This is a genomic window from Roseomonas sp. TF40, assembly GCF_057219975.1.
On record NZ_JBXVVR010000010.1, the window covers coordinates 149,153 to 163,016 of the forward strand.

Sequence of the window (13,864 nt, forward strand, 5' to 3'; positions counted from 1 at the left end):
CCGGTTCAGACGCGCCGCAACGTGCGGAGTTCGAGCTGCCGGTGGAACAGGTACTTGTAGCCATCGATGTTGCGCGCCATGCCGGTGTCCAGCGCCGGCTGCCAGAGCAGGATGATCGGCACGTCCCGCTTCGCGAGTTCGATCATGCGGCGCACGTCGCGTTCATAGGCCTCGCGGTTGGTCTCGTAGCGCGTCCGTTCCACGAGCGCGGCGAATTCGGGGTTGTTGTAGCTGCCGAAGTTCCAGCGCGTCGGGCCGTGGTAGAAGATGCGGAAGAAGTAGTCCGCATCGTTGAAGTAGGCGGCGGAGCCTTCGAAGAAGAAGGGCACCTCCTTGCGCTCGAGCAGCGTGCCGAGCTGCCCGCCCGGTACCTTGTTGATCGTCACGCGGATGCCCACGCGCCCCAGCGCCTCCTGTACGAGCAGGGAGAGCGGCTCGGCGACGGGGGCGAGGGAGAGCTCGAAGCTGAACGTGGTCTCGAAGCCGTTCGGGAAGCCGGCCTCGGCCAGCAGCGCGCGCGCCTTGGCGGGGTCGGTGCTGTAGCCGAGAGGCTGGGGGAATTCTGTGGTTTCCGGGGCGCCGGGGGTGCCGCCGAAAAGCGGGCGGCCGCGCTGGAACAGCGCCGCCTCAAACATCTGCTGGTAGGGCAGGGCATGCGCGATCGCCTGGCGGACCTTCACGTTGTCGAAGGGCGCCATGCCACTGTTCATGCCGATGAACTGGAAGGCGCCGGCCATCGGCACGCCGACCACGCGCACGCGACCGCCCTGCGCCATGGAGACGACATCCTGCGGCGGCAGGTCCTGCACGATGTCGGCATCGCCGCGTTCGAGCGAGGATCGGCGCGTCTGCGCATTCGGCACCACCTGCCACAGCACGCGGCGGAAGCCGGGCGTCATGCCGAGCTTCCACTCGTCGAAACGCGAGAGGGTGACGCTCTGGCCGGCGACATGCGCATCGAGCTTGAAGGGGCCGCCGCCGGCGACGTTGGTGCGCAGCCACTCGAAGCCCCAGGGGTCGTTGGCGCCGGCGCGCGCCTTCACCATCTTGGAGTTGAAGATGGCGGGGTAGGTGCCCGCCAGGTTCGGCATGGTGAAGCGGTCCGCCTGCGGGGTCGTGATGCGGATGGTGTGCGCATCCACCACGACGAACTGGTCCGGGCTGGTCATGGAGCCGGTGGAGAATTGCGAGCGCCCGATCGGGCTCGCCACCACGCGGTCCAGCGACCATTTCACGTCTTCCGCCGTCACCGGCGTGCCGTCATGGAAGGTGGCTTCGGGGCGCAGCTTGAAGGTGATGACCTTGCCGCCCTCCGTCACTTCCCAGCTCTCGGCCAGCTCGCCCTCGATCTCGTAGTAGTCGAAGTAGAGCGTGCCGTCCGGCCGGCGGGTGGTGCCGAAGCGCACCAGCCGGTCATAGGTGTTCCAATGCACCTGGATGGCGTTGCGGTTCACGCCGACGCCGATCGGGTCAAAGGAGTTGGGGCCTGCCTGGCTGAGTATGCGCAGGCTTTCCGCGCGGCTCTGCGCGACGGCGGCGCCGGGAAGCATCCCGGCCATGGCGAGCGAGGCAGCGGCAGCCCCGAAATCACGACGACGCATCACAAACCCCCCAAGGTCGGGCCCGGTCTTCGGGCCGGTGACGTCGCGCCGTTGACATCGCCAACGGACACCGGAAGAATAAAACGGTGTTTTTAGATTTGAAACAAGAGGGTCTGTCGCAAGCCGCGACGCCCCGAGAGGGCACCCCCCGATGAACGGCTCCGCCGAGGCCGACCGGAAGCTCCTGGCCGAAGGCGTGCGTGCCTTCGTCGAGGCCGAGCTGCTGCCGCATGAGACCCTGGTGGAGCGGCTCGACGCCGTGCCGGACGACCTGTTCCGCGAGTTGCAGCGCAAGGCGATCGCCGCCGGCTTCTACGCCCTGAACATGCCCGAGGAGCACGGAGGCGGCGGGCTCGACGCGCGCGATCGCGCGGTGACGGAGATCGAGTTCGGGCGGGTCAGCCGAGCCCTCGGCATCATCTGCAACCGCCCTGCGCCGATCCTGAAGGCCTGCACGGGCGACCAGGTGGAGACCTACCTCCGCCCGACGATCCGGGGCGAGCGGTGGGAGTGCTTCGCGCTGACGGAGCCGGGTGCGGGATCCGATGCGCGGGCCATCACGACGAAGGCGGTGGCGGATGGCGACGACTATGTCGTCAACGGCACCAAGCAGTTCATCACCATGGCGATGCGGGCGGATTTCATCATCCTCTTCGCGGTGACCGGGGTGGAGGACACGCCCAAGGGCCCGCAGAAGCGCATCACGGCCTTCCTCGTGGACAAGGCGACGCCCGGCATCACGGTGACGCCGCTCGACGTGTTGTCGAACCGGGGCATGAAGTCCTGCATCATCGGCTTCGAGGATGTCCGCGTGCCGCGGCGCAACATCCTGGGCGAGGAAGGCGGCGGCTTCGCCATCGCCAAGTCCTGGATCTTCTCCGGCCGCGTCATGCTGGCGGCGAATTGCGTGGGGCTGGCCGAGCGCGCGATGGGCATGGCCGCGCAATGGGCCAACCAGCGCGTGGCCTTCGGCAAGCCGATCGGCGCGTTCCAGGGCACCTCCTTCAAGCTGGCCGACATGGCGATGGAAATCCACGCGACCAGGCTCATGGTCGCGGATGCCGCGGCCAAGATGGATGCGGGCACCATCACGCAGCGCGAGGCTTCGCAGGTGAACCTGTTCGGGTCGGAGATGGCAGGACGCGTCACCGACAACGCGCTGCAGATCCTGGGCGGGATGGGCGTTACCAAGGACCTGCCGCTGGAACGCTTCTGGCGGGATGCGCGGGTGGAACGCATCTGGGAAGGCACGTCCGAGATTCACCGCGACATCATCAGCAAGGATGTGCTGCGGGAGTTCCGGTCGTGACCTCCCGCATCCGGGTCGAGTGCCACGGACCCGTGATGGAGATCACCTTCGATCATCCCCCTGCGCACGCCTTCGACCAGCAGGCGTGCCGCGATCTCGATGCCGCCTTCGGGCTGCTGTGCGACTCGCCCGAGCTGCGCTGCGGCATCGTCACGGCAACGGGCGATCGGATCTTCTCGGCCGGGTGGGACCTGAAGGCGGTCGCGGCCGGTGATCGTGGCGAGGATTTCGGGCCGAACGGCTTCATGGGGCTGAAGCGGCAGTTCAACAAACCTGTGATCGCGGCGGTGAACGGGCTCGCTGTCGGCGGTGGGTTCGAATTCTCCCTTCACGCGCATCTCGTCCTCTGCGCCGAGCATGCGGAGTTCGGATTGCCGGAGCTGCAGCGCGGCTTCCTTCCTGAAGCCGGCGGGCTGTGGCGCGCCTATCGGCGCCTGCCGCGCTCCGTCGCGCATGAACTGCTGCTGACGGGACGGCGCCTGACGGCGGAAGAAGGGCTTCGATACGGTTTCGTCAACCGCATCGTGCCGCGGGCGCAGTTGATGCAGGCCGCGCGGGAGATGGCGGCGCAGGTCGCCACGGCGGCGCCGCTGGCGGTGGAGGCGCTGCTGGAGGTGGCGCGCGTCACCGAATGCACGCCGGATGCACAGGCCTTCGCGGCCTTCGCGGCGGGCCTGCCGGCACATCGGCGCATGCGCGAGTCCAACGACTACTACGAGGGGCCGCGCGCCTTCGCCGAAAAGCGACCGCCGCGCTGGACCGGAACCTGAGACGAAGCGAGGCCCCATGGATTTCGAACTCTCCCCCGCCCAGCAGGAAATGCGCGACGCGCTGCGCGCCTTCCTGCTGCGCGAATGTCCCATCGAATATGTCCGCGCATGCGACGAAGCCGAGCGCTTCCCTGTCGAGCTTTTCGACAAACTTGCGGCCCAGGGCTGGCTCGGCCTGCCGATCCCCGAGGCCTATGGCGGAACGGGCGGCAGCTGCACCGACCTGGCTGTGTTCCTGGAAGAGCTGGCCTGGCATTTCGAGGCCGCGGCGAATTGCTACTACACGACCGTCGTCATCGCCGCCGATGCGCTGACCCATTTTGGCTCCGAGGAGCAGAAGCGGACGCTGCTGCCGCAACTGGCGCAGGGGAAGATCCGCTTCGCCTTCTCCCTCTCCGAGCCGAATTCGGGGTCCGACGCCGCGTCGCTGCGGACGAAAGCCGTGCTGGAAGGCGATGAGTGGGTCATCAACGGGCAGAAGATGTTCTGCTCCTGCGCCCAGGTGGCCGACTACATCCTGCTGATGGCGCGGTCCGATGCCACGGCGCCGAAGCATGACGGCATCACGATGTTCCTGCTCGACCCCAAGGCGAAGGGCGTGGAGATCCGGCGGCTGAAGAAGCTCGGCCTGAAGCCGATGGACCTGAACGAGATCTTCCTCAGTGACGTGCGCATCCCCCGGGACGGCATCGTGGGGGCGGTGAACCAGGGCTGGCGCAACGTCCTCAAGACCCTGGATTACGAGCGCTGCTGCCTCTCGGCGGTGAATGTCGGCGCGGCGCAATCCTGCCTCGACAAGGCGCTGGCCTACACCAAGGAACGCGAGCAGTTCGGGCAGAAGATCAGCTCCTTCCAGCTGACCCGGGCCAAGCTCGCCGACATGGAGATGGAGATCGATGCGGCGCGGCTGCTGCTGTATCGCAGCGCGGCGCTGGTGGACCGTCACATCCCCAACAACAAGCAGTCCGCCATCGCCAACCTCTATTCGTCGGAGACCTATGTGCGTGCCGCCATGAGCGGGATGCGGTTGATGGGCGGGTGGGGCTACCTGATGGAGTTCGACATGCAGCGCCATTTCCGCGACAGCAAGCTGGCGGAGATCGGCGGCGGCACGTCGGAGATCCTGCGCATCGTCATCTCGCGGGAGATGCTGAAATGACCGCCGACCTCGTCCTTGCCCGTGGCCGGGTGGCAATGCCGGCCGGGCTGGTCGAGGCGGATCTTCTGGTGAAGGACGGGCGCATCCTCGACATCGTCGACCCGGGGGCGGGGCGCGGCGATGCGGTCGAGAATTTGCGTGGCAGGGTGGTGCTGCCTGGCGGCATCGATCCGCATGTGCATTTCCTCATCGGCTTCATGGGCCAGCGCAGCGTCTATGATTTCGGCAACGGGACAGTCGCCGCGCTGCGGGGCGGCAACACCACCGTCATCGACTTCGCCCTGCAGCGGCGCGGCCGCAGCCTCATGGATGGTCTCAAGCACCGCCGCGTGCAGGCGGACCGGCACGTGGCCTGCGACTACGGGCTGCACCTGATCGCGACCGACGTGAATGCGGCCGTGCTGGCCGAGGTGCCCGCGGTGGTCGCGGCCGGCGCGCATTCCTTCAAGGTCTACACGGTCTATGAGAAGGAACAGCTGAAGGTCGAGGATGGACCTCTGCATGACCTCATGCGCGCGCTCGGCGCCGCAGGCGGCATCATGGGGCTGCACGCCGAGAACGCGTCCCTGATCGACCACGCCATCGCGAAGCACCTGGCGGCGGGTGAAACGGCGCCGCGCTTCCATGCGCTGTCCCGCCCCGCACTGGCGGAGACGGAGGCCGTGACGCGCGGCCTGCTGCTGGCCGAGGATGCCGGCTGCCCGCTGCACATCTTCCACCTGAACGCCGCGGGTGCGCTGGCGGCGATCGAGGCGGCGCAGGCGCGCGGCCAACGCGCCACGGCCGAGACCTGCACGCATTACCTGGCGTTGACGGCGGAGGTGATGGATGGCCCCGACGGGCATCTCTTCGTCATGTCGCCGCCGCTGCGCGACACCGTGCATCAGGCACGGATGTGGGATGGGCTCGCGCGTGGCAGCCTCTGTGCCGTGACCTCCGACGATGCCTCCTACAGCGCCGCGGCGAAGGCGCTGGGCGCCGAGAGCTTCGATCGCATCGCCAATGGCGTGCCGGGCGTGGAGGCGCGGCTGCCGCTGCTGTGGACCCTGGGCGTCGAATCCGGGCGCCTCACCATCCCGCAATTCCTGCGCGCCTGGAGCAGCGGCGCCGCCGAGACCTTCGGGCTTGCGCCGGACAAGGGCAGCATCGTGGTGGGCGCGGACGCCGATTTCGCCGTCATCGACCCCGATTCGCGCCGCATGATGACGACCGACAGCCACTACGGGGCCATCGGCTACAACCCCTTCGAAGGCTTCGACCTGGCGGGCTGGCCGGTCCTGACCATTCGCCGTGGCGCCATCGCCGTGCGCGATGGCGTCTGGCTCGGTCGCGCCGGGGAGGGCCGGTTCCTGACCCGGCGCGCGCATTGAGCCGGATTCCGGTCACGCTCGTCACCGGCTTTCTCGGCAGCGGGAAGACGACGCTGGTCGCGCATCTGCTGGCGCAGCCGGGCATGGCGGGCACGCTGGTCATCGTGAACGAATTCGGCGAGGTCGGCATCGATCACGACCTGCTGGAGGCTTCCAGCGACGACACCATCCTGCTGGCGAATGGCTGCCTCTGCTGCACGATCCGCGGCAATCTGGTGGACACGCTGCTCGATGTGTTGGCGCAGCGCGATGACGGGCGGCTGCGCGGCTTCGACCGCGTGGTGGTCGAGACATCGGGCGTCGCCGATCCCGCGCCGCTGATCGGTTTTCTTCTCTCGCAGCAGGCGGTGACCGATCGCTACGAACTGGCCGGCGTGGTCACGACCGTCGATGCGCTCGCCGGGCCGGACACGCTGGCGCGGCATCGCGAGGCGGCGAGCCAGGTCGCGCTTGCGGACCTGCTGCTGCTGACGAAGTCGGACCTCGTGCCGGCCGGCCGCGCCGATGCCATCGAGTCGTTCCTTCGCGCCGTGACTCCGGCCGCGACGGTGCTGCGGGTGCTGCATGGCGTGGTCGATGCGCCGATCCTGCTCGGGCTGCGCGGCGCGGCGCACACGCAAGCCCCCTGCTGCGACCACGAGCATGAGGCAGGCCATCACCACCATCACCACCATCCCGCGGAGGATCACACCGCGCGGTTTCGCACCACGCTGTTCCACGCGACACGCCCACTGGCGGAGGCGGAGGTTGCACCCCTGCTGGATGCGCTGCGCGCCGTTGCCGGGCCGGCGCTGCTGCGCCTCAAGGGCTTCGTGCCCTTGGCGGAGGGGCATCTGGTGGTGCAGGGGGCCTTGATGGTGGTGCATGACGCTGCACGCGGCGCCGGCGCCGCCCCGGGCGGGGGGCGCCTCGTCGCCATCACGGAAGGGGAGGCGCCGCCGGCGCTGGCAGCGGCGCTGGCAGGCTTCGGCTTCGTCTCCTAGGTGTCGTTGCCAAGGACATTGTCCTTGTTGATGCGGCTGAGAGGCGGCTTGCCGTTGAGGGCTGAGTGCGGCCTTTGGGTGTTGTAGTCGTGCAACCAGGGAAGCATGGCGCGCGTGCGCTCGGCTGAGCTTTGGAAGGGCGTGGCGTATGCCCATTCGCGGATGCTGGTCTGAATGAAGCGCTCGGCCTTGCCGTTGGTCCTGGGGGTATAGGGCCGGGTGCGCTTGTGCTTCAGGCCATGTGCGGCAATTGCCTTGGTGAAGTTGCCCCACTTCCGTGGACGGTTTGCGGGTAGGGATCAGTTGTTCTCGACCATGGCTCTGGCTTCGTATTCGATGGGCGAGAGGTAGCCCAGGGCCGAGTGGCGCCTTGTCGGGTTGTAGAAGCCCTCGATGAAGGCGAACACCGCCATCCGCGCCTCGGCCTGGGATCGGAAGCTGCGGCGGTCGATCAGCTCGCACTCGAGGGTGGCGAAGAACGCCTCGGCCATGGCGTTGTCGTACGCATCGCCGACCGAGCCGGTGGAGGGGCGGACGCCGTTCGGCGCAGTGCGCCGAACCCTTGCATCTCAAGCCGAACGCCACGGATGTGTATTGGCTGCCCTGATCCGAGTGGTGGACGACATCGGCGGGCTTTCGCGTCGTCACCGCCATGTCGAGCGCGTCCAGCACCAGGCGCGTGCGCAGGTCGGTTGCCATGGCCCAGCCGACGATCCGCCGCGACCAGGCGTCCAGCACGACAGCGAGGAACAGGAAGCCCGCTGCGGTCGGCACGTAGGTGATGTCGGCCACCCAGAGCCGGTTCGGGCCTGCGGCCCGGAAGTCTCGGCCGACGAGGTCGTTGGCAGGCCGGTGGCTCGGCTCCCGCTGCGTGGTCGTTGGGAAGCGACGTCTGGAGATGCCGCGCAGCCCGGCGCCGCGCATCAGCCGTGCCACCCGCTTACGGGCCACGGCCGTGCCCTCGCCCTGCAACTCGGCCTGCACCCGCGGCGCGCCGTAGGTGCCGTGCGACGCGGCATGGATCGTGCGGATCCGGCGCAGCAGCGCCGCATCACTCGTGGCATGGGCCGAGGCCGGGCGGCTGCGCCATGCGTAGAAGCCGGACACCGAGACGCCCAGCACGCGGGCCATGGTGGCAATCGGAAATTCGGCCTGGTGCGCGCTCATGAATTCGAAGACCCGCTGGGGGCCCTCTCCCGCGCGGTCCAACGCGCTGCGTTGGACGCCGCCGCCTTTGCCAAGATGTCGCGCTCCTGGCGCAGACGATGGTTCTCACGCCGAAGCTTCGACAGCTCCTCGCGCTCCGGGCTGCTCACGCCGCCGTCCTTGCGGGTGCCACCATCACGCTCGGCCTGACGCACCCAGTTCCAGATCGACTGCGCCGTCGGCTCGAACTCACGCGACAGGTCCTCCGGCGTTCGCCCTGATCGCACCAACTCCACCATTTGCCGCCGGAACTCCGGCGGGTAGGGCACCCTGAATTTCGGCATCTCGGACACCTCCGTCTCAAGCCTCGGGGTGTCCACGAAACCGGGTCAACTCCAACTTCACTCCAGCGCCTGGAGCCGCTGCACGGCCCCGATGAGGAGTGCAGTTGCGCGCTGCCAGGCCTCGCCGACCTCTTGCTGCGTGGCCCAGCCGGGAGGACGCATACGCGCCTGCTCGGTCAGGAGATCGGACCGCGACTGCTACGCGATCGGGAAAGACCTTGAGCGTGGGCGACGCGCGAGTGGGGGCGAGGTGGCGCTTGGCCTGGGGCCGCTGGTCGGACTACCCCGCCTTCGACAGCAAAAAAAGCGCCTTGACCCACGACATATCTTGATTTTCACCTAACCATGGTTGGGTCGAGTGACGCGCGACCGTCATTGCCACGTTGGAAGGGTGCGAATTGTGAGCGCATCGATTCAGATCGGCTACAAAGCCTTCATTGGGCAGGAATTTCCAAACCAGACGCCAGCATGGCACACCTTCATCCTGCTCGATTTCGGAGATGGTCGTCCCAAGAAATTCTTCTCTGGCGCGAGCAATCAAGATGGCAATTTCATCAGTCCAGAGAAATATCATGGGGACATTTTTGATGGGGTTCCTTTTGTTGATAACGAACTCAGTGTGGTTTATGGAGATTATGTTCCAGGAACATATGATTGGGATGTGCCTGGCGATAATATTCATTACGGATTCAAGAATGTATGGTCTGGATCTGCTTCTGATGCGGAGCTAATTTTTCGCGCTATGCATCACAGGGCAATTGAAATAAATCTGCTACGCAAATCATATTTATTGACGGCAAATAATTGTCACTGGGTTACGAGTCAGCTTCTCGAACAGGCTCGTGGTCTCGAGAACCTTTCGGCCCCGTTTTATGGTGGGGATCTAGCTGATTTGTTGCCGCGGCTGTCAGACGGAGACACGATCTGGGTGCCCGGGTCCAAGGACGGGCCAGATGGTGGCGGCGTCGGCAGCGCGGCGGGCCAGTTGGTTGCTCTGCTAGGTCAGATCGCTGATGGATTTTATGAGTTAACTATACTACCAAAAATGGAGGTAGGATTTCATATTTTTCACTCTTTGTTGGAATTTGAGAAAGCCTCTGTTACGCGTTTCATTGATCCAATAATTATTGATTCGGGCGGCGATGGATTGTATTTGAATTCGACAGAAAATTCTCTTGCTTATTTCGACCTGGATGCCGATGGATTTTCTGAAAATGTTTCTTGGGTAAATCCCGGGGATGTTTTTCTCGTTTATGATCGAAATGCCGATGGAATAATAAACGATATATCCGAATTGTTTGGAACGGCTACCACCAGCGGTTATGTTCTTCTTCAGGCCTGGGATACCAATAGCAATGGGTTTCTCGATCCTGGCGACGCGGGCTTCAGTATGCTTGGCGTCTGGGATGATCGGAATGGTAACGGTCGCACGGATGCCGGTGAACTCCGCTCTGTCGTCGATTTCGGCCTTGAGAGTCTGAGCCTTTCACCGGTCGTCGAAAACAGGGTCGTCGAGGGGAGTATCATCGCCGAACGGGCGGCGGCTGTCGTTAACGGCCGCCAGGTGGACTCCTTCGGCGTGTGGTTCGACATTGATCAGGAGAATAGCCGGCCTGACCCGACATCTACCTTCTCGACACCAAGGCAGATCAGCCTGGCGGCCCTGAACGTGCCGTGGCTGCGAGGCTATGGCGATCTGCCCAACCTGGCGCTGGAGGCGTCTGTTGATTCGGATCTCCTCCAGCGGTTGACCGAAATTAAAGACATCACAATTGGCGATCCTGATTTTTTCAGGCTCAGTGAAGAGATAGCATATCTATGGGCAGGCACAGAGAGTGTGCCAGTTGATGGTCGGGGTGCGTTTTTTGATGGTCGAAAACTCGCGACGTTAGAGCGTTTTTTCGGCCAGGATTTTTTGCAGATCCAGCAGATTTTCGGGACCGAGTTCTCTTCTTCTGATCCTCAGAATCGGCTTTCGGCAATTGTTCTGGAAAAATCTTGGGCTGAGCTTTTGGCCGGCATCAGCCTTCGATTGGCTGTTGGGTCGCAACCGATCAGGGATGCGAACTTCGTTGCCTATGATGCGACCTCGGACAAGTTCATCGTTTCCGGACCCCCGGAGCCGGCCTTGGCCCGCCTGCGGAGTCACCTTGATCAGGGTTCCACCGAGTCGGTTATGTACTGGCTTGCTGTATTGGATATCATTAGGCAGTCGGACCTAGATCCTGGTGAGCAGCAAGAATGGACAAGCGTTGTTCAAGAATTATCCAGATCGCATTTTTTTGCGCTGGGCATAGATCCATCTGTTTTAAGTGGTTCCTTCATGGATTATTCCGGCGGCGGCTGGAGAGTGCGTGTTGAGTCCGATGGCAACGAGGATATTGGCTTTCAAAACGAATTCTACATAACTGTTATGGGTAACGGGGATGACTCCCTTGCTGTCAGTAGAGACTATTTTGGTGAATTTCTCTTCATTGACGGAGGCTCCGGTTGGGACAGGCTCATTTCCACTGAAGCGATTCTCAGTAACTTTATCGTCCACGGTTTTGAGGAACTCGTCCTTGTAGGGCGCAGTGCGCGAGACATTCAGGGGGGCACCCTGCAAATCCCGGGGAGCGTCGTCCTGGGACCGCAGGCACTTGAAGATCTTCGGGTCATTCGATCGACGTCCGATTTTGGAGGATTTATCAAGTCATCGACCGGTGGCGTGTATGATCTGCGGCACATCACGATAGCGCCCGACAGCGGTGCGTGGTGGTTCCAGGGTGGGGCCTGGGCAGAGACCATCATTGGTACGGCTGCGGGCGATGACCTGCGGGGAGATGAGGGAAGCGATGTCCTGCGCGGCGGCGCCGGCAATGACACCCTGAGCCCGGTGCACGACAAGCGCTTCGCAAGTCCCGCCGATGGCCGTGAGCGGGTCTATGGCGAGGCTGGCGATGACATCATCTTCTTCAGCAGTCCCAACATCAACGGAACCATCCAGCTCGGAGCCGGCTCGGTAATCGACGGGGGAAGCGGTTTCGATACCCTCAACCTTCGCGCCACGGATCTCTCGGCCGCCAGCCTTACCGGTATCGAGCGTACCAATCTCGAGGGCTCAGCCACGATTGCGGGCGGGCAGGCCGCAAGGCTCGGCGAGGTCTGGACGCATCCCTCGGGTGGTTCCTTCCATTCCGCTGGCAGTGGCCTGTTCGACTTCCGCACCGTGACCGCGGCAACCGGCAGTGGCCAGTGGGCCTTTTGGGGCAGCGACGGCGCAGAGCGCGTTCTTGGCCGGACGATCAGCGACCACTTCATTGGCGGCAGCGGCGCCGATACGCTCGAGGGCTTGGCCGGCCATGACACCCTCTTCGGTGAAGACGGCAACGACCTCCTCCGCGGAGGAGACGGAAATGACCTGCTCGACGGGGGAGCGGGCGATCGCGACCTGATCTTTGGCGAAGCCGGGGATGACGTGATCAGGCTCATTGGCTTGAATGCGCGCAGCGGAACGAGGATCGATGGCGGCACCGGTACCGATGCATTGGCCGTGATCGGTAATCTCAGCCTGGCCGGTGCTTCTGTAACCGGCATTGAGCGACTGGAAGTCCACGGTGTTCGCACTCCGCGCGAGGATGGCCCAGCTTCGATATTGGTGGTCGATACCAAGACGCTGGCGTCGATCACGAGCTTCTGGGCGTCAGACTACTATTACGTGCGTGGGGCCGATGTGGTCCTCCAGTCATCGACCGGTGGCGTGTATGATCTGCGGCACATCACGATAGCGCCCGACAGCGGTGCGTGGTGGTTCCAGGGTGGGGCCTGGGCAGAGACCATCATTGGTACGGCTGCGGGCGATGACCTGCGGGGAGATGAGGGAAGCGATGTCCTGCGCGGCGGCGCCGGCAATGACACCCTGAGCCCGGTGCACGACAAGCGCTTCGCAAGTCCCGCCGATGGCCGTGAGCGGGTCTATGGCGAGGCTGGCGATGACATCATCTTCTTCAGCAGTCCCAACATCAACGGAACCATCCAGCTCGGAGCCGGCTCGGTAATCGACGGGGGAAGCGGTTTCGATACCCTCAACCTTCGCGCCACGGATCTCTCGGCCGCCAGCCTTACCGGTATCGAGCGTACCAATCTCGAGGGCTCAGCCACGATTGCGGGCGGGCAGGCCGCAAGGCTCGGCGAGGTCTGGACGCATCCCTCGGGTGGTTCCTTCCATTCCGCTGGCAGTGGCCTGTTCGACTTCCGCACCGTGACCGCGGCAACCGGCAGTGGCCAGTGGGCCTTTTGGGGCAGCGACGGCGCAGAGCGCGTTCTTGGCCGGACGATCAGCGACCACTTCATTGGCGGCAGCGGCGCCGATACGCTCGAGGGCTTGGCCGGCCATGACACCCTCTTCGGTGAAGACGGCAACGACCTCCTCCGTGGAGGAGACGGAAATGACCTGCTCGACGGGGGAGCAGGGAGCGATACTCTCGATGGCGGTACCGGCTTCGAGATCCTATTCGGAGGTCTAGGTAACGACTCGATTACTGGTGGAGATGGCGCAGATTCCCTGAACGGAGGCGATGGCGCAGATATACTAGTCGGCGGCGTTGGCGCAGACTATCTCACAGGCGGCCTTGGAATGGATGCCTTCCGCTTTCATGCTGCTTCTGATGGTACCGATATCATCAGTGAATTTGTTAAGGGAGAGGATTCAATTTGGATCTCAGCAAGAGGATTTGGCTTTTCTTCCCTGGGTAGTTTGGTCCCATCCAGCTTTGCCATGGAGGCCGCTTCGTCAGCCGGACCGCAGTTCATCTACCTCACATCCACTGGTACACTAGTTTGGGATGCCGATGGAGTTGGCTCGCTTGCTGCGGTGCCGCTAGTGACACTTGCGAACCGTCCCATAATCGAAGCGATTGATATTTTGCTATTTTAGGTGTTTAGTGCCGGCATTTGGTGGTGCGGATTTTGGGTGAAGCGATTGGGCTGGTCTGCCCATGCCTTGCAGATGAATTCGTATGGTGTGAGCCCGCGAAGGCGCTTGAGGCGGCGGGCGAAGTTGTAGGCGGCGATGAAGCCGTTGAGGTGTTGCTGACCTGCCCCCGTAGAAGCGGTCCGCCGGTGATGTAGTCCGGCGGCAGCGGAAGGGGTGTTTGGGATGGCGCGGAAGAAGGCGCACACGCCTGAGGAGATCGTGGCGAAG

The 13,864-nt window shown here is 64.1% G+C and carries 7 protein-coding genes and 3 pseudogenes; 6 read left to right on the plus strand and 4 right to left on the minus strand.

Annotated elements, in window-relative coordinates; translation table 11 throughout:
- Positions 1–5: 5 nt before the first annotated feature.
- Positions 6–1,601, minus strand: a complete 1,596-nt coding sequence (locus AC2D9U_RS22540; protein ID WP_484753438.1) for an ABC transporter substrate-binding protein — start codon at positions 1,599–1,601, stop codon at positions 6–8.
- A gap of 151 nt (positions 1,602–1,752) precedes the next feature.
- Here AC2D9U_RS22540 and AC2D9U_RS22545 point away from each other — a divergent pair, with 151 nt between their 5' ends.
- The 5 genes from AC2D9U_RS22545 to AC2D9U_RS22565 are packed head-to-tail and all read left to right on the plus strand — an operon-like array spanning position 1,753 to position 7,192.
- The gene (locus AC2D9U_RS22545; RefSeq protein ID WP_484753439.1) at positions 1,753–2,910 is read left to right on the plus strand and encodes an acyl-CoA dehydrogenase family protein; all 1,158 of its coding nucleotides are present in this window, start codon (positions 1,753–1,755) and stop codon (positions 2,908–2,910) included.
- Positions 2,907–3,680 carry an enoyl-CoA hydratase-related protein gene (locus AC2D9U_RS22550; RefSeq protein ID WP_484753441.1) on the plus strand — a complete coding sequence of 258 codons (774 nt, stop codon included), beginning with the start codon at positions 2,907–2,909 and terminating at the stop codon, positions 3,678–3,680. The genes AC2D9U_RS22545 and AC2D9U_RS22550 overlap by 4 nt, the downstream gene beginning before the upstream one ends.
- Before the next feature lie 16 nt (positions 3,681–3,696).
- Positions 3,697–4,839 carry an acyl-CoA dehydrogenase family protein gene (locus AC2D9U_RS22555; RefSeq protein WP_484753443.1) on the plus strand — a complete coding sequence of 381 codons (1,143 nt, stop codon included), beginning with the start codon at positions 3,697–3,699 and terminating at the stop codon, positions 4,837–4,839.
- A complete protein-coding gene (gene hydA / locus AC2D9U_RS22560) occupies positions 4,836–6,209 on the plus strand; it encodes a dihydropyrimidinase (RefSeq protein WP_484753445.1) in 1,374 nt (457 codons plus the stop codon). The genes AC2D9U_RS22555 and hydA overlap by 4 nt, the downstream gene beginning before the upstream one ends.
- Positions 6,206–7,192: a CobW family GTP-binding protein gene (locus AC2D9U_RS22565; RefSeq protein WP_484753447.1), complete on the plus strand. Its 987-nt coding sequence runs from the start codon at positions 6,206–6,208 to the stop codon at positions 7,190–7,192. Before hydA ends, AC2D9U_RS22565 begins: the two co-directional genes overlap by 4 nt.
- Here AC2D9U_RS22565 and AC2D9U_RS22570 read toward each other — a convergent pair.
- Both AC2D9U_RS22570 and AC2D9U_RS22575 read right to left on the minus strand, forming a co-directional pair.
- Positions 7,189–7,455: pseudogene (locus AC2D9U_RS22570) on the minus strand (integrase core domain-containing protein); the annotation flags it as partial. The gene AC2D9U_RS22565 and the pseudogene AC2D9U_RS22570 sit on opposite strands and share 4 nt — an antisense overlap.
- Before the next feature lie 36 nt (positions 7,456–7,491).
- Positions 7,492–8,682: pseudogene (locus AC2D9U_RS22575) on the minus strand (IS3 family transposase).
- 400 nt (positions 8,683–9,082) lie between these two features.
- Here AC2D9U_RS22575 and AC2D9U_RS22580 point away from each other — a divergent pair.
- Positions 9,083–13,597, plus strand: a complete 4,515-nt coding sequence (locus tag AC2D9U_RS22580) for a calcium-binding protein (RefSeq protein ID WP_484753449.1) — start codon at positions 9,083–9,085, stop codon at positions 13,595–13,597.
- Here AC2D9U_RS22580 and AC2D9U_RS22585 read toward each other — a convergent pair.
- A pseudogene (locus tag AC2D9U_RS22585) lies at positions 13,594–13,864 on the minus strand (hypothetical protein); the annotation flags it as partial. The gene AC2D9U_RS22580 and the pseudogene AC2D9U_RS22585 overlap by 4 nt on opposite strands.

Excerpts from the sequence above, each read along its gene's own strand:
- AC2D9U_RS22540 (WP_484753438.1), bottom strand. The coding sequence starts at position 1,601 with ATGCGTCGTCGTGATTTCGGGGCTGCCGCTGCCTCGCTCGCCATGGCC.
- AC2D9U_RS22545 (WP_484753439.1), top strand. The coding sequence starts at position 1,753 with ATGAACGGCTCCGCCGAGGCCGACCGGAAGCTCCTGGCCGAAGGCGTG.
- AC2D9U_RS22555 (WP_484753443.1), top strand. The coding sequence starts at position 3,697 with ATGGATTTCGAACTCTCCCCCGCCCAGCAGGAAATGCGCGACGCGCTG.
- hydA (WP_484753445.1), top strand. The coding sequence starts at position 4,836 with ATGACCGCCGACCTCGTCCTTGCCCGTGGCCGGGTGGCAATGCCGGCC.